Genomic DNA, 20135 nt, shown 5'->3' with positions numbered 1-20135 from the left:
GATGCGCAAACTCCTCGATAAGTTAGCCTCTCCGTTTCGCCTTAACCACGCAGGGATCATGGGCATGAACCAGCGCAACATTCGCTATATTGGTCGCTACAATGACAGGCGTTTGTATCCATTGGTTGATGACAAGCTACAAACCAAACTCATCGCCCAACAAGCGGGGGCCACGGTGCCTGAACTGATTGGGGTGATTGACAGCCAAGCGGATGTCAAACGCATCCACGCCATGGTCGCCAATTGGCCCGGCTTTGTGATTAAGCCTGCACAGGGCTCTGGCGGAAAAGGTATTTTAGTGGTGACAAAAAACCACCAAGGAGTCTATACCAAAGCCTCGGGGAAAGCGGTCAGCCATAATGATGTGGAGCGCCATATCACCAATACCTTGGCAGGCCTTTTCTCGCTGGGAGGCAAAGCCGATGTCGCCGTGGTCGAAAATTTAATTGCGTTTGATGATAGCTTTCAAGGATTTAGCTATGAGGGCGTGCCCGATATCCGCGTGATTGTTTTTCAAGGCTACCCAGTGATGGCAATGATGCGTCTATCGACCTCGGCGTCTGATGGCAAAGCTAACTTACACCAAGGTGCCGTTGGCGTCGGCTTAGATATGGCGACGGGCAAAGCACTAAAAGCGGTGCAGTTTAATCGCCCTATCACGCATCATCCAGATACCCATCAAGATCTCTATACCCTGCAAGTGCCTCACTGGCAGCAGCTTCTTACCCTCGCCGCCAGTGCATGGGAAATGACGGACTTGGGTTACATGGGCACCGACATGGTGCTGGACAAAGAAAAAGGTCCGATGGTATTGGAGCTCAATGCACGACCAGGCCTCGCCATTCAAATTGCGAATGGATGTGGCCTGCTTCCGCGCCTTGCTCTGATTGAATCTCTGCCGCCTTGTCGCTATCCGCCTCTACCGGAAGACCGAGTGGCGTTTTCAATGCAACATTTTGCTGGTCAGAGTACGCAACCCTTGCAACCCAGGCTTGCGGAGGCAGGATGAGTTGGTACAGCGCTCACTCGACGTTACAGGAGACGTGGTCACCAGCCAAAGATATTTAAGCCAAACCAAAGAAAAGCGTTAAAGTTTCTCGTCTGCTGCCGATAGCCTAGTTATTACCGTATCGACCACGTCATAACTAGGGTAACCACAGTGACTATCCATACCATCGACAAAGCGCAGCTGATTAGCGACGTTCAGTTTGGGGACAACCTAAACCATGCGGTGGTACAAGGGCGTCGTTCCGACTTTGCGCTGATGATGGCGCTATTATCTGGTGATGCCAACGAGTCGACCCCGCTGACGCCGATTGATGCGCCCGTCAGCAATGATCAGATGCTCCGTCAGCAGTTCCAACTGCCCGACCCACAACCTCTTGCAGCCAGTAATGAAGAAGACTATCAACGCGCCAGTGCGCAAGCCGATGCCTTTCATCGAGGCGGCATTGCCAGCGCCAACCTGCGCTTTCAGCTTGCCCCCGCGGCCATGCATTATCCCCCTCAAGGTACACACGGTTTTGACGAAGCGGTCTATCATAATTTATCTGGCCACGAACGTCGTCACTTGACCGATACCGAGCCCAAGCGCCCTGCGTATAACCCCGCCACTTTGTATGAAAAGCTCACCACCTCACATTGCTTTGATAAAATGCGCGTGAGCGCATAATGCGTCAGATCGCAAGTCGATCTTGATGACATTGGTGGATCCTTTATCAAATTGTGATCCTCTATAGATTCCCGATATTCTTTTTGCCATTCCACCTGACGTTTTTAGTCTTTTTTTCGCAGTCCTCGTATTTATGGTCCAGTATTACACTCCCATGCTTGAATAAGGTGTGATTAAGCTGTCACTTTCTCGTGACTTGCTTGGGTAAATAAATGCATCAGGTTGTTTTAATAGACTGATAATTATGAGGAAACTCTCATGAAGATCGATAGCGCAGTGGTCGTCATTACCGCAGGTGGTTCACCGTCTGGACGCGCCATGGCTGAGCATTTTTGCTCGCTTGGCGCCAACGTGGTGCTGCTCGATACCGAGTGGCCAGCGCTGCGCTTAAGTGCCGATCAATGCCGCAACTATCCGGGGCGCGTTCAGCCTATTTGTTTAGCTGACCATGAGCCTGACTCTATTCACGATGCGTTCAGCCAAGTTACTCGGCTTTTTGGTGGCATTGATGTGCTCATTAATCATTGGCAAGGGGATATCCTGCCTAAGCTTTTTGACAGTGACAATCAATGGGACACACCCAAAACACTCAGTGATACCACGTCACAATACTTTTTGGTCGTCCAACGTGCAGCAGAATGCATGCAGCAACGCGGTCGGCCAGGCGTGATCATTAATGTCGCGGGCACTCATCTCACGCCCGATACGGTTGCCAACGCCATGATTGGCGGTTTGACCCAGCGGTGGGCCAAAGAGCTTTCCGCGCTGAAAATTCGTGTCGGCGGTATTGTCCCGCGTCACCGAAGCCAGCCGAGTCGCGGTGTCGATGATGAGTTTATCCGCAATGCCGAGTACATCGTCTCCAACGATTCTTTTAACGGCCGGTTGTTAGAGGCAAGTGGGTAGAAGATCGCTCTCTCAAATACAAAAAGACCCGCCGAAGCGGGTCTTTGTCGTTAAGCGGTTACCTAGGTTAAATTAGGCGTCTGCTTTTTCGTCTTTTTTTGCTGCTTTCGCGGCTTTAGTCGGCGCGGCGGCTGGCTGGTCATCTTTTTTCTTGATAACCGTGGTGCCTTCGAAGGTTTCACCTTCCACGTAAGGCTTACCGTAGTATGACGCAACCAACACTTCTTTCAGCTCTTTGATGAGTGGGTAGCGTGGGTTAGCGCCTGTACATTGGTCATCAAACGCTTCTTCCGCTAGCTCATCCAGTTTGGCCATAAAGTCCGCTTCTGGTACACCGGCTGCCTGAATTGAGACTGGGATATCCAATTTCAGCTTCATTTCTTCAAGCCATGCTAGCAGGCGCTCGATTTTCTGTGCGGTACGGTCGCCGTCTTGTGCCAGGCCAAGATGGTCAGCGATTTCTGCATAACGACGACGTGCTTGTGGACGGTCGTACTGCGAGAATGCCGTTTGCTTGGTTGGGTTGTCATTGGCGTTGAAACGTACCACGTTGGAAATCAGCAGCGCGTTCGCCAAACCGTGTGGCAAGTGGAACTCAGCACCGATTTTGTGCGCCATTGAGTGACACACACCCAAGAAGGCGTTAGCAAATGCGACACCGGCAATGGTGGCACCATTGTGCACTTTCTCACGTGCAATTGGGTCGTTTGCGCCGTGCGCATAGCTTGCTGGCAGATAGTCTTTCAGCAGTTTCAGCGCTTGCAGTGCTTGCCCTTCTGAATATTCGTTAGAAAGGATAGACACATAGGCTTCCAGTGCGTGGGTAATCGCATCGTAACCACCAAAGGCTGTCAGTGACTTCGGCATGTTCATCACCAGGTTGGCATCAACAATCGCCATTTGTGGTGTCAGCTCGTAGTCGGCCAGTGGGTATTTCGCCCCAGTTTCATCGTCCGTTACTACCGCAAACGGAGTCACTTCTGAACCGGTGCCTGATGTGGTTGTCACACAAACCAGCTCGGCTTTTTTACCCATTTTCGGGAATTTGTAGATACGTTTACGGATATCCATAAAGCGCATCGCTAGCTCTTCAAAAGCTGTCTGTGGGTGCTCATACATAACCCACATGATTTTCGCCGCGTCCATCGGTGAACCACCACCTAGGGCAATAATCACGTCTGGCTGGAAGCTCTTCATTGCTTCCGCACCTTTGCGCACCACGCTTAAGGTTGGATCCGCTTCTACTTCGAAGAAAGTACTCACGTCCATGCCTTGCGCTTTAAGCATTGACTCGATTTGCTCTGAATAACCGTTGTTAAACAGGAAGCGGTCAGTCACGATCATCGCGCGTTTCTTGTCTTCTAGGTCACTCAGTGCGATTGGCAAGCTGCCGCGACGGAAGTAGATAGATTTTGGTAGTTTGTGCCACAGCATATTCTCAGCTCGCTTCGCTACGGTTTTCTTGTTCATCAGGTGTTTAGGCCCAACGTTCTCAGAAATTGAGTTACCACCCCATGAGCCACAGCCCAATGTCAGTGACGGTGCAACGTTGAAGTTATACAAGTCACCGATACCACCGTGCGTGGTTGGAATATTGACCAGGATACGAGCCGTTTTCAGGCGGTCACCGAAGTACTTGATGCGGTCTTGGTTAACGTCTTGGTTGGTGTATAGGCCTGAGGTGTGGCCGATACCACCCATTTCCACCATTTTGCAAGCCATGTCGACCGCGTGCTCGAAGCTCTTGGCACGGAACATACCCAAGGTTGGAGACAGTTTCTCGTGAGCAAACTCTTCTTCGATGCTGATTTCCAGACCTTCACCAATCAAGATTTTCGTGTCTGATGGCACGCTTACACCGGCCATGTCGGCAATCTTAGTGGCAGGTTGACCCACGATATCCGCGTTAAGGTTACCGTTGATAAGTAGTACCTTACGCACTTTATCGGCGTCTGCTTTGCTCAATACGTGGCCTTTGTGCGACGCAAAGCGTTCTTTCACTTCATCGTACACTTCGTCCATCACGATAACCGCTTGCTCTGACGCACACACCACGCCGTTATCGAAGGTTTTTGACATCAGTACAGACGCGACAGCACGTTTAATGTCCGCGGTTTCATCGATAACCACAGGCACGTTACCCGCACCCACGCCAATCGCAGGTTTACCTGATGAGTATGCCGCTTTCACCATGCCTGGGCCACCGGTCGCCAGGATCAGGTTAATGTCGTCGTGCTTCATCAGTGCGTTAGAAAGCTCAACTGATGGTTGGTCAATCCAGCCGATGATGTCTTTAGGCGCGCCCGCAGCCACGGCTGCATCAAGAACCAGCTTCGCAGCATCATTGGTCGAGTTTTTCGCACGTGGGTGTGGCGAGAAGATGATGCCGTTACGCGTTTTCAATGAGATCAGTGATTTGAAGATCGCAGTAGAGGTTGGGTTAGTGGTTGGCACGATACCGCAGATAAGGCCAACGGGCTCGGCGATAGTTATGGTGCCGAATTCGTCATTCTCTTCGAGAATCCCGCAGGTTTTGTCGTCTTTGTATTTGTTGTAGATGAACTCAGAGGCGAAGTGGTTTTTGATAACCTTGTCTTCGAGGATACCCATGCCTGACTCTTCAACCGCTTGTTTCGCCAGTGGGATACGCGCGTTGTTTGCAGCCAGAGATGCGGCACGGAAGATCTTATCTACTTGCTCCTGTGAATAGGTCGCAAATTCTTGTTGTGCCTTTTTGACACGCTCAACCATCGCGTTGAGTTCAGCAATATTAGTGACAGGCATAGTCGTCTCCTGGTTCATATTTGAAAATCATTTAGTAATTGCTTAACGCCGCGTCTTTGCTTACTAAGCCATGTTTATCTTTGGTTAGTGTTGCCATTCGGTGCGTGGCATTTAGTAAATAACTTTCAAAACTGAGTATAAGTTTTCACAGCATGAGTAACTTGATCTCGATCAGTTGTTATCAAATCAACCACAATAAATTTTACGCTTAACCCCCACAGTTACTGGGTTTAATATTTTTGTAGCACAGAATGTATGTGTCTAAAATTTTCATCACAGTAACATATTTTTTACATAATGAGACAAGTCTATATGTCGATACTGTATGTAAATTTCAACAAAACGCCTGAAGACGGTTGTTTATACCCACGACACCGACCCTCAGTATAGTTTGCCGTGCGAAAGTTGCATGACGACAAATCGTTTGAGTGAGCCATCTTAAGTTGGTTCAAAACGTGCAATCATTGCATGCAGAAAATACATGGCTGAGTGGTTGGTTTTTAAACTGATATCGCTATACTGGCGCCATTGATTAAACCCGAGAGAAACTGGACTTCCTCACAGCATTACGAGAGTCACCATGGCCGCTTTCGACACCATGATTTTTGTGCAGTTTTTTGTCGGGCTTTTTGCCGCTGTTAACCCTATCGGTATCATGCCCGTTTTTGTCACCCTCACCGTACATCTTGATAAACAAGAACGAAACCGCACGGCATACACCGCAGCCATCGCGGTGGCGATCATATTGATTGTTTCTCTGCTTGCCGGTCAGATGTTGCTGGATTTGTTTAGTATCTCCCTCGACTCATTCCGGGTGGCCGGTGGCATGTTGCTGCTCAGTATCGCTTTTACCATGATGAACGGTAAGTTGGGTGAGGGTAAGCAAAACAAGCAGGAGCAATCCGAAACCATTAGCCGTGAACAAGTGGGCGTCGTGCCGCTGGCAATGCCGCTGCTCGCCGGGCCAGGTGCGATCAGCTCAACCATTGTGTATGGCTCTCAATACCCCGATACCTGGAGTACGATTACATTAATCACCACCCTCGTGCTGTTCTCTGCAGGAATCTGGGGATTATTTAAAGTCGGCCCTGCAGTAGTGAAATTTTTAGGCCAAACGGGTATCAACGTTATTACGCGGATCATGGGTCTTATTCTGGGCTCATTAGGCATCGAGTTTATCGCCTCTGGCATGCGCGCTCTGTTTCCTGGCCTCAACTAAACGCGCGGTCATCCCGTGCAGCGCGTAGTACTAGCAAGCCGGCACGGAGGCAGTTGCCGTGCCGGTTTTTTGCGGCTCAATCATGGAAGGTTTATAGCAAGGTAAGCGAATGAATAAGTCACAAAGCCGTCTTCAACATTATCTCTACACCACCATCTTTGGCACCGAGACGAAGCACGGGAAGGCATTTGATTTGGTGCTGATTGTGATGATCTTGGCCTCAATGGTGGTGTTGATGCTGGAATCCATCGCTAGCTTTCACGCTCAATGGTCGCAATGGCTCTATTGGATTGAATGGGGCTTTACCGGCATCTTTACCATCGAGTATTTACTGCGCCTTTATTGCTCTCCGCGCCCGTCTGCTTATGCGCGAAGCTTTTACGGCGTGGTGGATTTACTGGCGATTCTGCCCACCTATATCGCGATTTTTGTCCCAGGCACCACTTACCTGATGGTGGTACGCCTGTTGCGGGTATTGCGCATTTTCCGTGTTTTGAGGCTGATGCGCTTTTTGGAAGACTCTAATATCTTGTTACGATCGATGATGCTGTCATCGCGCAAGGTGATGATTTTCTTCTTCTCCGTGGCGATCCTGGTCACCGTCTTCGGCGCACTCATGTACGTGATTGAAGGGCCAGAGAATGGCTTTACCAGTATTCCCTATGCCATCTATTGGGCGATCGTCACCCTCACCACCGTCGGCTATGGCGATATTGTGCCGCAAACCGATATTGGCAAGGCACTCGCGTCTTTCACCATGTTGATGGGCTATTCGATTATTGCCGTGCCTACAGGGATCATCACCGCCGAAATCGGTCAGCAGATGTCACTGCATCGCAACTTGGTAAAATGCCCTAACTGCTCAAAAAGCGGCCATGAGTCCGACGCCTCATTTTGTAAGCATTGTGGCAGTGAGCTGCCGGAAGCCGATAAACGCGTGGTCACACCTGGGCTGTAACACTGGCTTCACGTTGATTGGTACGGCAGTCGCTGCGAGTAAAAGCACGAGATACCGATAATAAAAAAACGGAGCAGGTCGGCTCCGTTTTTAGTGGCTCAATGGCAAATAACAGTCGCTTACTTACGACGCCAAGTGGTGCCTTGTGGGCCGTCTTCCAGCACAATACCCATCGCGGTGAGCGCATCACGCGCGGCATCGGCGCTGGCAAAGTCTTTGGCTTTACGGGCATCGTTCCGTTTTTGAATGAGCGCCTCGATTTCAGCCACTTCATCATCAGCCCCTGCATCGCCTTGCAAGAAGCTATCGGCATCTTGCTCGAGCAAACCAAGAATCGACGCTAACTTGCGCATTTGCGCGCCCAGCGCGGATGCCGCCGCCTGATCATCGCCGCGCAGTCGATTAACCTCTCGAGCCATATCGAATAGCACCGAATAGGCCTCTGGGGTATTGAAGTCATCGTTCATCGCCGCTTCAAAGCGTGCCACGTATTCATCGCCACCGGCAGGTTCGGCCTGAGTGTCTAAACCGCGAAGCGAGGTGTACAGACGCTCAAGTGCTGAACGGGCTTGATTGAGGTTTTCATCGCTGTAGTTCAACTGGCTGCGATAGTGACCGGACAGCAAGAAATAACGCACGGTTTCGGCATCATAATGTGCCAATACATCACGGATGGTGAAAAAATTCCCCAAGGATTTGGACATCTTTTCACGATCAACCATCACCATGCCGCTGTGCATCCAGGTGTTGACATATGGGGTGTCATGGGCGCAGCAAGATTGGGCAATTTCATTCTCATGGTGCGGGAACTGCAAATCAGAGCCGCCACCATGAATATCAAAATGTTCGCCCAAGATCGCAGAGTTCATTGCCGAGCACTCAATGTGCCAACCTGGACGGCCTGGCCCCCACGGGGATTCCCATGTCGGCTCGCCAGGTTTGGACATTTTCCACACCACAAAATCGAGAGGACTGCGCTTGGCTGTTTCAACATCCACACGGGCGCCCGCTTGTAGCTGATCGAGGTCTTGCTTTGACAGCTTGCCGTAAGCATCAAACTTGGCCACTTCAAACATCACGTCGCCATTATCTGCGACATAGGCGAAGCCACGCTCAATCAGCTTTTCTACCAGTGCGATGATTTCATCGATGTAGTCCGTCGCACGTGGCTCGATATCAGGACGCGCCATGTTTAAAGCATCAAAGTCTTGGTACATTTCACCGATCAAGCGCTCGGTCAATGCGTCACAGCTCTCGCCATTTTCCGCCGCACGCTTAATGATTTTGTCATCGATATCCGTGATATTACGGACAAAGGTCAAATCAAAGCCCAAGTAGCGCAAGTAGCGCGCAATCATGTCAAACGAAACAAAAGTACGCCCGTGACCAATATGACAGAGATCGTAAATCGTCACCCCACACACATACATGCCAATTTTTCCCGGCGTGATGGGTTGAAAGACAGCTTTATCTCGCGTCAGTGAGTTGTAGATCTTTAACGGGGGGGTTTGCGTCGACATAATAATTTGATGACTCGTTACAATAGTGACAATGAGTAAGGTGAAGCAGCTATTACACCTTTTCTACTGGCATGACGCAAGCCTCTCACGCCGGCCAAGGCCTGTGAAACATTAAGACTGGGCTCACAAGTTACTACTAAAACCGAGATTATCGCTTGAGCTTTTTARGCCTATTCATTTATTTTTCAATAAAGAATCTTTATCGATAAGTATTTATTGGGCAAACTGGCCCATTGACTGATTGGCACTCACCGATCTTATTGAGACTAACCGATGTGGCAGAATCATGACTGATAACGCAACCCCTTCCGCTCTACAAGAGGACAAAGTTGACCTCATCTTACGCCAATGGCACGACGAGCGCCCAGATATCGACCCCAGCCCGATGGCGATCACGGGCCGTCTCGCGCGGGTTTTGGGCAATATCAATCCCAAACTGCAACAAGTATTTGGCCAATATAACCTCAACCCTGGGGAGTTTGATGTGTTGGCCTCCCTACGTCGTGCAGGCTCGCCCTATACATTAACACCCAACCAGCTGCTCGATGCCTTGATGCTTACTTCGGGCGCGATGACCAACCGTATCGATCGCCTCGAGCAAAAAGGCTTGGTGTCTCGCAGCCCTGATCCCAACGATCGCCGTGGCGTCTATGTCTCACTGACAGACGCGGGTATGGGATTAATCGATAAAGCGGTGACGGATCATACCGACAATTTACACCAGCTATTGGCAGGTCTCACCGCCGATGAGCAAGCCGAACTCGCCGTGTTGCTTAAAAAATTACTCGCACATGTTGAGCCCGTGTCTTAATCGCTTTTCCCCAGCTCGCCTGAGATAAGGACGACTCAGGAATGATGATTAATTCCACATCCAGGGGATCTTTGCTTGATCAGCGAGTACTTTCGGCTAAAATCTGTGATCCTTTTTAGCCAAGCCAATGACAGGATTACATCATGGTGACTCTTCATACCACGTTCGGTGACATCAAACTTCGCATGTTTGCAGACGAAGCACCGGCTACGGTCGAGAACTTTTTACAATACTGCCGTGACGGCTTTTACGACGGAACCCTGTTCCACCGCGTGATTGACGGCTTTATGGTCCAAGGCGGTGGCATGGCCTCTGGCATGGAAGAAAAAGCAACCCGTGCGCCAATTAAAAACGAAGCTGATAACGGCCTCAGCAACTTGACGGGGCGCTTGTCGATGGCTCGCACCATGGAGCCGCACTCAGCAAGCTCGCAATTCTTTATCAACGTCAATGACAACCTGTTCTTGGATCACAAAGCTAAGACGCCAGATGGCTGGGGCTACTGTGTGTTTGCCGAAGTGGTTGAAGGCATGGATGTGGTCAACAAGATCAAAGGTGTTGCCACCGGTAACTGGGGTTATGTTCACCAGGACGTCCCGGTCGAAGAAGTGTTGATCAATAGCGTGACTATTGAAGACTGAAGTGACACTATCGAGCAAGGGTAGCCAAGGCTACCCTTTCTTTTTCGTCGCGACCCGCTTTCTATTGATGATAAAACCAACGCATGTCTCATACCCTCTTCATCGCTGATTTACACTTAAGCCCGACGCGGCAAGATATTACTGACTGCTTCGAACGATTTATGAAGCAAGAGGCGATAAATGCCGACGCCCTGTATGTTCTGGGGGATTTATTCGAGGTTTGGATTGGTGATGACGACAACAGCCCGTTTCATCGACAGATTAAAGCGGCGTTTTCCGCGGTGACTGAGCAAGGCGTGCCAGTGTACTTTATTCATGGCAATCGTGATTTTTTAATTGGCCAACGCTTTGCTAGAGAAACCGGCGTAACCCTGTTAAGCGAGCTTGAGTGCATCGATTTATATGGCACCCCCACCCTGATCCTGCACGGAGATACCTTGTGCCTCGAGGATGTTGATTATCAGGCATTTCGACGCAAAGTCCACCAGCGCTGGTTGCAGCGACTATTTCTGAGCCTACCACTGACGTGGCGCCGCAAGATTGCGGCCAAAATGCGCGCGGGCAGTGCCAATGCCAACCAACAAAAGTCAACGTCCATCATGGATGTCACGCCGAAAGAGGTACAGCGCCAGTTGGATAACGCCAATGTACGCCATATGATTCACGGCCACACCCATCGCCCTCATATCCACCAGTGGCACCAACACGGCACCGCGTACCGACGTATTGTGCTAGGCGATTGGTATCAACACGGCTCTGTGTTGGTGTGCAATGAACAAGATTGTGACTTGCAAACCCGCGACTTTACCCATTTTTAAACCGTTCAGCGACTGGTTAAGAGATAGTTATGCAAACTGATTTATGCCCTTGTTGCAGCAATAAACCCTATCAAGATTGCTGCGCGCCGATTCATCAGAACCCCGCCAATGCTATCCATCCGGAGCAATTGATGCGTGCACGTTACAGCGCACACCCCAAAGGCTTGGTGGATTTTATTGTTAAGACCTACCACAGTGAATGCGGCGCCGAATCGTTTCGTGATGACATCACCACCATGACCCAGCACCAGTGGCAGTCGCTCGAGGTCGTAGATAGCGAGGTGTTGCAACAAGGTGAACTTGGCTTTGTCACCTTTAAAGCCCACTTTATCGCGCACGGCCAGCCCCAATCTCTGCATGAGCGCTCTCGTTTTGTTAAAGAGACGATCGATGGACAGCTTCAGTGGCGATATATCGATGGCGTGTTTCCCGGCCATGTCAAAGCGGGGCGCAACGATCCCTGCCCGTGTGGCAGCGGACGTAAGTTTAAAAAGTGTTGCAGTTAGTCTCTACCCTCACCCTCCTCTGAGAAGGCCTGGTTAAAAATCAATCAAGAATTCTTTTCCTTGGTCGATACTGATAGTAAGACCAGAGGAGGATGAATCATGAATTGGCTCGGCAATCTCAGTCCCGTGTATCGCACACCACATGCACCGCCAACCAAAGTATGGGCAATTCGAAAGCAAGCCCATATTGAGGAGCGCAAGCAGCGTCGCTTAGATGATCCATCGGATCACCATGCGTCGCCGCAGGCTGAAAAAGAGAGCGCGCCACGAAAAAAAGATGATGGCTCGCTGGATGTTTATGTCTAGGCGTCACCGCTTGTCATGCTAGGCGGTGAAAAAATCTCCATGTTTGTAGTTGCAATCTAAGCTGACTTTGATATTGTCAAAAAAGAAATGAGATTGACCAACGTAAATGGACATCAAAAAATGACTTCATCGCTAATGACAATGCATCACCACCATCATCCTGACTAGTCTTTCGGGAGGAATGGTTTCGACTGGAAGACGAGTAAAAAGCGCTTCCGTCGGTCATTAGCCAGCTAACAGATTCAGACCCTCGGGAGCACCGTCTTCCGAGGGTTTTTTCTTTTTTAGCTTTTCATTTTTAGACAAGGAAGCACACATGCAAACACAACGCTTACGTATCGCCATCCAAAAAAAGGGCCGCCTCGCCAAGGAGTGCCAAGAGCTGCTTAAACGCTGCGGGGTAAAAATCAATTACACCGGTGAGCGTTTAGTGGTTCACGCCGAAAACATGCCCATCGATCTGCTGCTGGTGCGCGATGATGATATCCCAGGCCTTATCATGGACGGCGTGGTTGATTTAGGGGTGATTGGCGAAAACGAATTAGAAGAAGTACGCCTTGAGCGCATCAAGCTGGGCGAGCCGAGCCAATATCAACTGCTGCGCCGACTCGATTTCGGCGGCTGCCGTCTCTCTATCGCCCTCGATAAAGACCAAAGCTATAACGGTCCACAAGATCTGGCCAGCCAACGGATTGCCACCACCTACCCCAATATTCTCAAAGCCTATATGGACAAACAGGGGGTAAACTTTAGCACCTGTATGCTCAATGGCTCCGTCGAAGTCGCGCCGCGTGCGGGACTAGCCGATGCGATTTGTGACTTAGTCTCAACCGGTGCCACCTTAGAAGCCAATGGCTTGAAAGAAGCCGAAGTCATATTCCGCTCAAAAGCGGTATTGATCCAGCGTGAAGGCAGCTTCAGTGAAGAGAAAACCGCATTGATTGAACGCTTGCTCACCCGCATGCAAGGTGTCATCCAAGCCAAAGAGTCCAAATACATCATGCTCCACGCGCCCAGCGAAACCTTAGAGCAAGTGGTCGAGCTACTCCCCGGCGCGGAAGATCCCACCATCTTGCCATTAGCCCACGAAAAGAGCCGTGTCGCGGTGCACTTGGTCAGTACCGAAAATCTGTTCTGGGAAACCATGGAAAAATTGAAGCAGTTGGGTGCGAGCTCAATTTTGGTCCTGCCGATTGAAAAGATGATGGAGTAAATAGTCATGCGTACTGTGGTCTGGAAATCACTCGGAGAGTCACAAAAAGAAGGCTTAATGCGCCGCCCTGCAATCACAACCGGCGCCCAAACCCAAGCGAGCGTCGCCGATATTATCGCCGATGTCCGAGAGCGGGGAGATGAGAGCTTAAAGGCATTGACCCAAAAATTTGATGGGGTCGAACTGGATAGCATCAAACTCGACAAAGCAACCTTGGCCGAGGCTGAAGCGCGCTTGGGAGAAGATATCAAGCTATCCCTACGCCAAGCCTACGATAACATCAGCACCTTTCACCGTGCGCAAAAAGCGCAGCCGTTGAAAGTCGAAACCATGCCAGGGGTGGTGTGCGAATCCATTACCCGCCCGATTAACCGCGTGGGGCTGTATATTCCCGGCGGCAGCGCGCCCTTGCCTTCTACTGTCTTGATGTTGGGCGTACCCGCACAAATTGCTGGCTGCCGCAAAGTGGTACTGTGCACGCCACCACCAGTGGCCGACGAAATTTTATACTGTGCCAAACTGTGTGAGATTGATGAAATTTATACCCTGGGCGGCGCACAGGCGGTGGCGGCGATGGCCTTTGGCACTCAAAGCGTGACCAAGGTGGATAAGATCTTTGGCCCGGGTAATGCCTATGTCACCGAGGCCAAACGTCAAGTGAGCCTTGCCGCCAATGGCGCGGCCATGGATATGCCTGCCGGCCCCTCGGAAGTGTTAGTGATTGCCGATGCCGGCGCGGATCCAGACTTTGTTGCCGCCGATTTACTCAGCCAAGCGGAGCACGGCCCCGATTCGCAAGTGGTGCTGGTGACCCCTGCCCCAGAGATGGCAGAGAAAGTGGCGGATGCGGTGCAGCAGCAATTAACCACACTCAGTCGTGCAGAGATTGCCAAGCAAGCGCTGGGCAGCAGTGTGATTATTATTGCCGATACCCTCACCCAATGCGTATCTATTTCTAACCGTTATGGGCCGGAGCACTTGATTGTGCAAACCCAACAACCAAGGGATTTGTTGCCCCTGTTGGATAACGCTGGCTCGATTTTCTTGGGCGCATACTCGCCCGAGTCCGTGGGTGATTACGCCTCTGGCACCAATCACGTGCTCCCCACTTATGGTTATACGCGCACCTACAGCAGCCTTGGGCTGGCCGACTTTACCAAGCGAATGACGGTGCAAGAGCTTAGCGACACCGGTTTGCAAACACTGGGCCCGACAGTGATGCGTATTGCCGAAGCAGAAGGCTTGGATGCACACCGCCAAGCAGTCGAGATTCGTCTCACTAAGCTGCAACAAGCTCAAGCTTCGGAGGATCCATTAGTATGAGCATCGAAAAACTCGCCCGTGAGCAAGTACAAGGGCTTACTCCCTATCAGTCAGCCCGCCGTATCGGCGGTAGCGGGGATGTCTGGCTCAATGCTAACGAGTCACCCTTTGACAACGCTTACACCGTAAGCGGTCAGGGACTCAATCGCTACTCCAGCTGTCAGCCCAATGCATTGATCAATGCCTATGCGGATTATGCAGGCGTCGAAACGAACCAAGTCATCACCACTCGTGGCGCCGATGAAGGGATTGATTTGTTGCTGCGTGCCTTTTGCGAGTCAAACCAAGATAGCGTGCTGATTTGTCCACCTACCTATGGCATGTATGCGGTCAGTGCGGAAAACCAAGGTATCGCCACCACCCAAGTGCCGCTCACCGCCGACTGGCAGTTGGACATGGCAGGGATTGATAGCGCATTGGAGGCAGATGCCGGTATCAAGCTTATCTTCGTGTGTAGTCCCAATAATCCGACCGGCAATCTGATTAACCGCGACGACATTGAGGCGCTACTCACCCGCACTCAAGATCGCGCGATTGTGGTACTGGATGAGGCCTATATTGAATTTAGTCCAGAAGCGACCTGCACCGACTTGCTCACACGCTTTGAGAATCTGGCTATTCTGCGCACCCTATCCAAAGCGTTCGCTCTGGCGGGACTGCGTTGCGGCTTTACCCTCGCCAGCCCCGCTATTATTAACTTGATGCTTAAGGTGATCCCGCCGTATCCCGTGCCGGTCCCCGTGGCAGAGATTGCCGAGCAAGCGCTGTCCGAGGCCGGTTTGGCGCGGATGAAATATCAGGTTTTGGACTTGACCGCCAACCGTGCCTATTTGCAAGCCGGTCTCAGTATGCTGCCGGGCGTTGAGGTGCATCCAGGTTTTGGCAATTATCTGCTCATCACACTAGATGACGCTGACGCGGTGTTCGCACGTTTAGGACGTGCAGGCATGATTGTGCGTCAGACCGCCGTTGCCAACAGCTTGCGCATCAGTATTGGTAACCGTGACGAATGTGAAAAAGTGCTGGCCTTTATCCGCCAGCAACTCAGTGAATAAGGACAACCACTGTGAAAGACAAGATTTTATTTATTGACCGTGATGGCACCTTAATTGTGGAGCCGCCTGAAGATTATCAAGTGGATCGTCTGGATAAATTGGCCCTTGAGCCGGACGTGATCCCCGCGTTGCTGAGCCTGCAAGCGGCGGGTTACACCTTGGTGATGGTGAGCAATCAAGATGGTCTGGGAACCGAGAGCTTCCCGCAAGCGGACTTTGATGCGCCACACAACATGATGATGGCCCTGTTTCGCTCACAAGGGATCCATTTTGAAGACGTACTGATTTGCCCGCACTTTGATAGCGATGACTGTAGCTGTCGCAAACCCAAACTAGGCTTGGTGAAAGACTATCTACAGCAAGGCCGAATTGATTTCGCCCAATCGGCGGTGATTGGCGATCGCGACACCGATATCACCTTAGCGAACAATATGGCGCTACAAGGCATCAAATACCAACGTGACGTGATGGGCTGGCCACAGATTGTCGAGCGTCTCACCCAGCAGCCGCGACTGGCCAGCGTCACCCGCACTACCAAAGAAACTGACATTCAGGTGGATGTTAACCTGGATAAGAGTGGCGGTAGCCGCATTGAAACCGGACTGGGCTTTTTTGACCACATGTTGGATCAAATTGCCACCCACGGCGGTTTTCAGCTCAATGTTCGCGTTAAAGGCGATTTGCACATCGACGACCATCACACCATTGAAGATACCGCCCTCGCATTAGGAGACGCACTCAAACGGGCGCTGGGTGACAAGCGCGGCATTGGCCGTTTTGGCTTTAGCCTGCCGATGGATGAGTGCTTGGCGCAATGTGCGTTGGATTTATCCGGACGCCCCTATTTGAAATTTGAGGCCAGCTTCCCGCAGCCACAAGTGGGCGATATGTCGACCGAAATGGTGGGACACTTCTTCCGCTCATTGACCGACACCTTGGCCTGTACCCTGCACCTAACCGTGTCGGGCGAAAATACCCACCACTTGGTGGAAAGTTTGTTCAAAGCCTTTGGCCGCACCTTGCGTCAAGCCATCAAGGTCGAGGGCGATGCCTTGCCAAGCAGTAAAGGAGTGCTGTAATGCGCAAACAGACTGTCATTATCGATACCGGCTGCGCCAATGTGGCCTCAGTGCGCTTTGCTGTTGAGCGTTTGGGGTATCAAGCCACACTAAGCCGCGATCCGGACGTGGTGCTAGGGGCAGATAAACTCTTTTTGCCCGGCGTCGGCACGGCCAGCGAAGCGATGAAAAACCTCACCGAACGCGGCTTGGTAGATTTGGTTAAGCAAGTAGAGCAACCGCTGCTGGGAATATGTCTTGGTATGCAAATGTTGGGGACGCACTCCGATGAAGGCGATAGCCCCGTTGAGTGCCTCGGCCACATCCCCGCGCCCACCAAACTGATGGATACCGCTGGGCAGCCTCTGCCTCATATGGGTTGGAACCGAGTCGCCACCGTCAATGACCATCCCTTATTTGATGGCATTCCCGCAGGCAGCCACTTTTACTTTGTCCACAGTTACGCGATGCCGGTCGGCGATTACACCTTGGCACAATGTCATTATGGCCATGCGTTCAGTGCGGCCATCAATCAAGGTAACTACTTCGGGGTTCAGTTTCACCCCGAGCGTTCGGGCAAAGTAGGCGCGCGTTTGATTCAGAATTTTTTGGAGATGTAAGCAAGGATGATTATACCAGCACTCGATTTGATAGATGGCCAAGTGGTGCGCCTTTATCAAGGGGATTATCAGCTAAAAACCGACTACAGTTTTGACCCGCGTGAGCAGTTTGCGCGTTATCATCAAGCGGGGGCAGGTTGGCTGCACCTCGTGGATTTAACCGGTGCCAAAGATCCCACCGCACGTCAGGTCGATTTAATCACCGAGATTTTGCAATCAACGCCTGCCAACATCCAAATTGGCGGTGGTGTGCGCACCGAAATGGACGTGATTGAGCTGCTAAACACCGGTGCGCAGCGCGTAGTGATCGGCTCCACCGCGGTCAAATCGCCCGATTTAGTCAAAGGCTGGATGCAAACCTACGGCCCTGACCGCATTGTATTGGCACTCGACATTCATATCGACAGCGACGGGACGCGACGCGTGGCGGTGTCCGGCTGGCAACAAGACTCCGGCGTCACCATTGAAGCGCTCCTCGACGATTATTTGTCCGTCGGGCTCAAGCATGTGCTGTGCACCGATATCTCCCGCGATGGCACCTTGCAAGGTAGCAATGTGGCGCTCTATCGCGACTTGTGTCAGCGCTATCCGAGCATTGCGTTTCAATCATCAGGCGGCATTGGCAGTCTCGAAGACATTCGCGCCTTACGCAACACTGGCGTCGCAGGCGTGATCGTCGGCCGCGCCCTACTGGAAGGCAACTTTAGCGCAGAGGAGGCGATCGCATGCTGGCAAAACGGATAATTCCTTGTTTGGACGTCCGCGACGGACAAGTGGTCAAAGGCGTGCAATTTCGTAATCACGAAATCATCGGCGATATCGTCCCGCTCGCCAAACGCTACGCCGAAGAAGGCGCTGACGAGCTGGTGTTTTATGACATCACCGCCTCCAGTGACAGCCGGGTGGTCGATAAAAGTTGGGTCAGTCGCGTCGCGGAAGTAATTGATATCCCCTTTTGCGTCGCCGGTGGGATTAAATCCGAAGCCGATGCCCAACAAATCTTGGAATTCGGCGCGGATAAGATATCGATTAATTCACCCGCCTTGGCCGACCCAAGTTTGATCACACGGCTGGCCAATAAGTTTGGCGTGCAGTGCGTGGTGGTCGGGATTGATTCCTTCTTTGATGAAGTCACCGGGTACTATCAGGTCTATCAATTTACTGGCGATGAAAGCCGCACTCAGGCCACGCCTTGGCAAACCGCCGCCTGGGTTGAGGAAGTCCAACAGCGAGGCGCAGGCGAAATCGTACTCAATATGATGAACCGCGACGGCGTGCGCCAAGGCTATGACTTAACCCAACTCAACATGGTGAGAGAGCGCTGTCAGGTGCCTCTGATTGCCTCCGGCGGTGCCGGTGAAATGTCGCATTTCGCCGACGCCTTTTTACAAGCGAATGTCGATGGCGCGTTGGCCGCTTCGGTGTTTCACAAGCAAATCATCGCGATAAGCGAATTAAAACAAACATTAAAACAACAAGGGATCGAGGTAAGAGTATGACGGCAGCATGGGTAGAACGTATCGATTGGGAGAAAAACGCCGGCTTGGTGCCTGCGATTATCCAACACAGCGATAGCGGCCAAGTGTTGATGCTGGGCTACATGAATGCCGATGCACTGAACGCGACGCTCGAAACCGGTCGCGTCACCTTTTGGTCGCGCAGCAAGTCGCGTCTTTGGGTAAAAGGCGAAAGCTCCGGCCATGTGTTAAGCCTTGAGCACATTGCACTCGATTGCGATCAAGACACCTTGTTGGTCACGGCCACGCCGCATGGGCCCACCTGTCACCTCGGCACGACCACCTGCTTTGACAGTGACAATAAACCGCCACACACGGGGCCCGGCTTTTTGTCGAGCCTAGAGCAAGTGCTTGCCAGCCGCAAAGACGCCGCGCCTGATGAATCTTACACCGCAAGTCTATTTGCCAAAGGCACCAAGCGTATCGCGCAAAAAGTGGGGGAAGAAGGCGTCGAAGTCGCCCTCGCTGCCACGGCAGGCGATAAGGCCGAGCTATTAAACGAAAGTGCCGACTTGCTTTATCACCTGTTGGTATTACTGCAAGACCAAGAGCTTAGCCTCCATCAAGTGACCGAAGTCCTCGCCTCTCGCCATCAAGGCTAACGCCCACGCGCGTGTTAACCTAAACATGGTCCCTCCAAAGCGCCGCCCACATGCGGCGCTTTTTGAGTTGTACTAAGTCGCTTAAAACGGCGCTGTTTCCTAAATAATTAAACTTGTCACTCCCGCAGTGATCAGATCGTCAGAGCCTACAAACGAGGTTGAGGCTTTACGTTTATCGGTAGAGTCGGTGTATTTATCAGTTACCGAGTTGAATAACCGAAATAATTCTCTTTACCTCAGTGCGTTAGGCGACTGATTTGATCAACAACGCCCGTTAAAAGTGCTCGGAGAGGGGGGAAAAAGAAGCGGCTTACATTAGAAAGTCTGTTCACTGCCTTGATATATACCGCTATTTGGATTAGCGCATTATGTACCTGCGGTAGTGTTCAAAAGTCTGTGTCACTCCTATAGTTAACCCTCAACAGGGAGTGATACATCAATGTCCGACAAATACGAAATTGATATTCAAGCTTTTGCTAAGGCACTGCAATCTGGACAAGACCTCAACGGGAAAGATGGACTGCTAACGCCGTTGATTAAACAGATCACCGAAGCCTAACGCCGTTGATTAAACAGATCACCGAAGCTGCTTTGGCTGCTGAGATG

Annotated in this window: 20 protein-coding genes and 1 other annotated feature; of the genes, 18 read left to right on the top strand and 2 right to left on the bottom strand. The window is 51.4% G+C overall.

Annotated elements, in window-relative coordinates; all coding sequences use genetic code 11:
• Position 1 precedes the first annotated feature (1 nt).
• The 3 genes from BZG23_RS11015 to BZG23_RS11005 all read left to right on the top strand — a co-directional run bounded on the left by BZG23_RS11015 (position 2) and on the right by BZG23_RS11005 (position 2578).
• On the top strand, positions 2-1009 hold the full coding sequence (locus tag BZG23_RS11015; RefSeq protein ID WP_167369759.1) for an alpha-L-glutamate ligase-like protein: 1008 nt from the start codon (positions 2-4) through the stop codon (positions 1007-1009).
• 150 nt (positions 1010-1159) lie between these two features.
• Positions 1160-1672, top strand: coding sequence for a VC2046/SO_2500 family protein (locus BZG23_RS11010; protein ID WP_077606941.1), 513 nt, complete (start codon positions 1160-1162; stop codon positions 1670-1672).
• Positions 1673-1930: 258 nt separating this feature from the next.
• The gene (locus BZG23_RS11005) at positions 1931-2578 is read left to right on the top strand and encodes an SDR family NAD(P)-dependent oxidoreductase (RefSeq protein ID WP_077606940.1); all 648 of its coding nucleotides are present in this window, start codon (positions 1931-1933) and stop codon (positions 2576-2578) included.
• Positions 2579-2650: 72 nt separating this feature from the next.
• Here the strand turns inward: BZG23_RS11005 and adhE are convergent, their stop codons facing one another.
• A complete protein-coding gene (gene adhE, locus BZG23_RS11000) occupies positions 2651-5380 on the bottom strand; it encodes a bifunctional acetaldehyde-CoA/alcohol dehydrogenase (RefSeq protein ID WP_274532375.1) in 2730 nt (909 codons plus the stop codon).
• A gap of 562 nt (positions 5381-5942) precedes the next feature.
• Between adhE and BZG23_RS10995 the strand changes: the two genes are divergently transcribed.
• Positions 5943-6581, top strand: coding sequence for a YchE family NAAT transporter (locus BZG23_RS10995; protein WP_046075349.1), 639 nt, complete (start codon positions 5943-5945; stop codon positions 6579-6581).
• A 109-nt stretch (positions 6582-6690) separates the two neighbouring features.
• Positions 6691-7539, top strand: a complete 849-nt coding sequence (locus tag BZG23_RS10990) for an ion transporter (RefSeq protein ID WP_046075348.1) — start codon at positions 6691-6693, stop codon at positions 7537-7539.
• 119 nt (positions 7540-7658) lie between these two features.
• On the opposite strand, the gene cysS is transcribed toward BZG23_RS10990, so the two are convergent.
• Positions 7659-9059: a cysteine--tRNA ligase gene (gene cysS / locus BZG23_RS10985; RefSeq protein WP_077606938.1), complete on the bottom strand. Its 1401-nt coding sequence runs from the start codon at positions 9057-9059 to the stop codon at positions 7659-7661.
• Positions 9060-9345: 286 nt separating this feature from the next.
• On the opposite strand from cysS, the gene BZG23_RS10980 reads away from it, so the two are divergent.
• The 13 genes from BZG23_RS10980 to hisIE all read left to right on the top strand — a co-directional run bounded on the left by BZG23_RS10980 (position 9346) and on the right by hisIE (position 19529).
• On the top strand, positions 9346-9870 hold the full coding sequence (locus BZG23_RS10980) for a MarR family winged helix-turn-helix transcriptional regulator (RefSeq protein WP_077606937.1): 525 nt from the start codon (positions 9346-9348) through the stop codon (positions 9868-9870).
• Between the two features lie 143 nt (positions 9871-10013).
• Complete coding sequence (locus BZG23_RS10975; RefSeq protein WP_046075345.1) at positions 10014-10511, top strand: peptidylprolyl isomerase; 498 nt, start codon at positions 10014-10016, stop codon at positions 10509-10511.
• A gap of 83 nt (positions 10512-10594) precedes the next feature.
• Positions 10595-11329: a UDP-2,3-diacylglucosamine diphosphatase gene (gene lpxH, locus BZG23_RS10970; RefSeq protein ID WP_077606936.1), complete on the top strand. Its 735-nt coding sequence runs from the start codon at positions 10595-10597 to the stop codon at positions 11327-11329.
• A 29-nt stretch (positions 11330-11358) separates the two neighbouring features.
• Positions 11359-11835 (top strand): YchJ family protein, encoded by a 477-nt coding sequence (locus BZG23_RS10965; protein ID WP_046075343.1) that lies wholly within the window; start codon positions 11359-11361, stop codon positions 11833-11835.
• A gap of 99 nt (positions 11836-11934) precedes the next feature.
• Complete coding sequence (locus BZG23_RS10960; protein ID WP_046075342.1) at positions 11935-12141, top strand: hypothetical protein; 207 nt, start codon at positions 11935-11937, stop codon at positions 12139-12141.
• Between the two features lie 143 nt (positions 12142-12284).
• Positions 12285-12423, top strand: a sequence feature (His leader region).
• Between the two features lie 34 nt (positions 12424-12457).
• A complete protein-coding gene (hisG, locus tag BZG23_RS10955; RefSeq protein WP_077606935.1) occupies positions 12458-13354 on the top strand; it encodes an ATP phosphoribosyltransferase in 897 nt (298 codons plus the stop codon).
• Positions 13355-13360: 6 nt separating this feature from the next.
• Positions 13361-14677, top strand: a complete 1317-nt coding sequence (hisD, locus tag BZG23_RS10950) for a histidinol dehydrogenase (RefSeq protein ID WP_077606934.1) — start codon at positions 13361-13363, stop codon at positions 14675-14677.
• Between the two features lie 2 nt (positions 14678-14679).
• Positions 14680-15732 carry a histidinol-phosphate transaminase gene (gene hisC / locus BZG23_RS10945; RefSeq protein ID WP_108743729.1) on the top strand — a complete coding sequence of 351 codons (1053 nt, stop codon included), beginning with the start codon at positions 14680-14682 and terminating at the stop codon, positions 15730-15732.
• A gap of 11 nt (positions 15733-15743) precedes the next feature.
• Complete coding sequence (gene hisB / locus BZG23_RS10940) at positions 15744-16811, top strand: bifunctional histidinol-phosphatase/imidazoleglycerol-phosphate dehydratase HisB (RefSeq protein ID WP_077606932.1); 1068 nt, start codon at positions 15744-15746, stop codon at positions 16809-16811.
• Positions 16811-17410: an imidazole glycerol phosphate synthase subunit HisH gene (gene hisH, locus BZG23_RS10935; protein ID WP_077480805.1), complete on the top strand. Its 600-nt coding sequence runs from the start codon at positions 16811-16813 to the stop codon at positions 17408-17410. The genes hisB and hisH overlap by 1 nt, the downstream gene beginning before the upstream one ends.
• 6 nt (positions 17411-17416) lie before the next feature.
• Positions 17417-18154, top strand: a complete 738-nt coding sequence (gene hisA, locus BZG23_RS10930) for a 1-(5-phosphoribosyl)-5-[(5-phosphoribosylamino)methylideneamino]imidazole-4-carboxamide isomerase (protein WP_077606931.1) — start codon at positions 17417-17419, stop codon at positions 18152-18154.
• Positions 18136-18909 (top strand): imidazole glycerol phosphate synthase subunit HisF, encoded by a 774-nt coding sequence (gene hisF / locus BZG23_RS10925; RefSeq protein ID WP_077606930.1) that lies wholly within the window; start codon positions 18136-18138, stop codon positions 18907-18909. Before hisA ends, hisF begins: the two co-directional genes overlap by 19 nt.
• The gene (gene hisIE, locus BZG23_RS10920) at positions 18906-19529 is read left to right on the top strand and encodes a bifunctional phosphoribosyl-AMP cyclohydrolase/phosphoribosyl-ATP diphosphatase HisIE (RefSeq protein WP_077460403.1); all 624 of its coding nucleotides are present in this window, start codon (positions 18906-18908) and stop codon (positions 19527-19529) included. The genes hisF and hisIE overlap by 4 nt, the downstream gene beginning before the upstream one ends.
• Positions 19530-20135 lie beyond the last annotated feature (606 nt).

Origin of the sequence: Salinivibrio sp. ML290 (genome assembly GCF_001995695.1) — a bacterium.
Classification (GTDB): Bacteria; Pseudomonadota; Gammaproteobacteria; order Enterobacterales; family Vibrionaceae; genus Salinivibrio; species Salinivibrio siamensis.
Note: the sequence above shows the minus strand (reverse complement) of the source record. Positions and strands in the feature narration are given on the sequence as shown.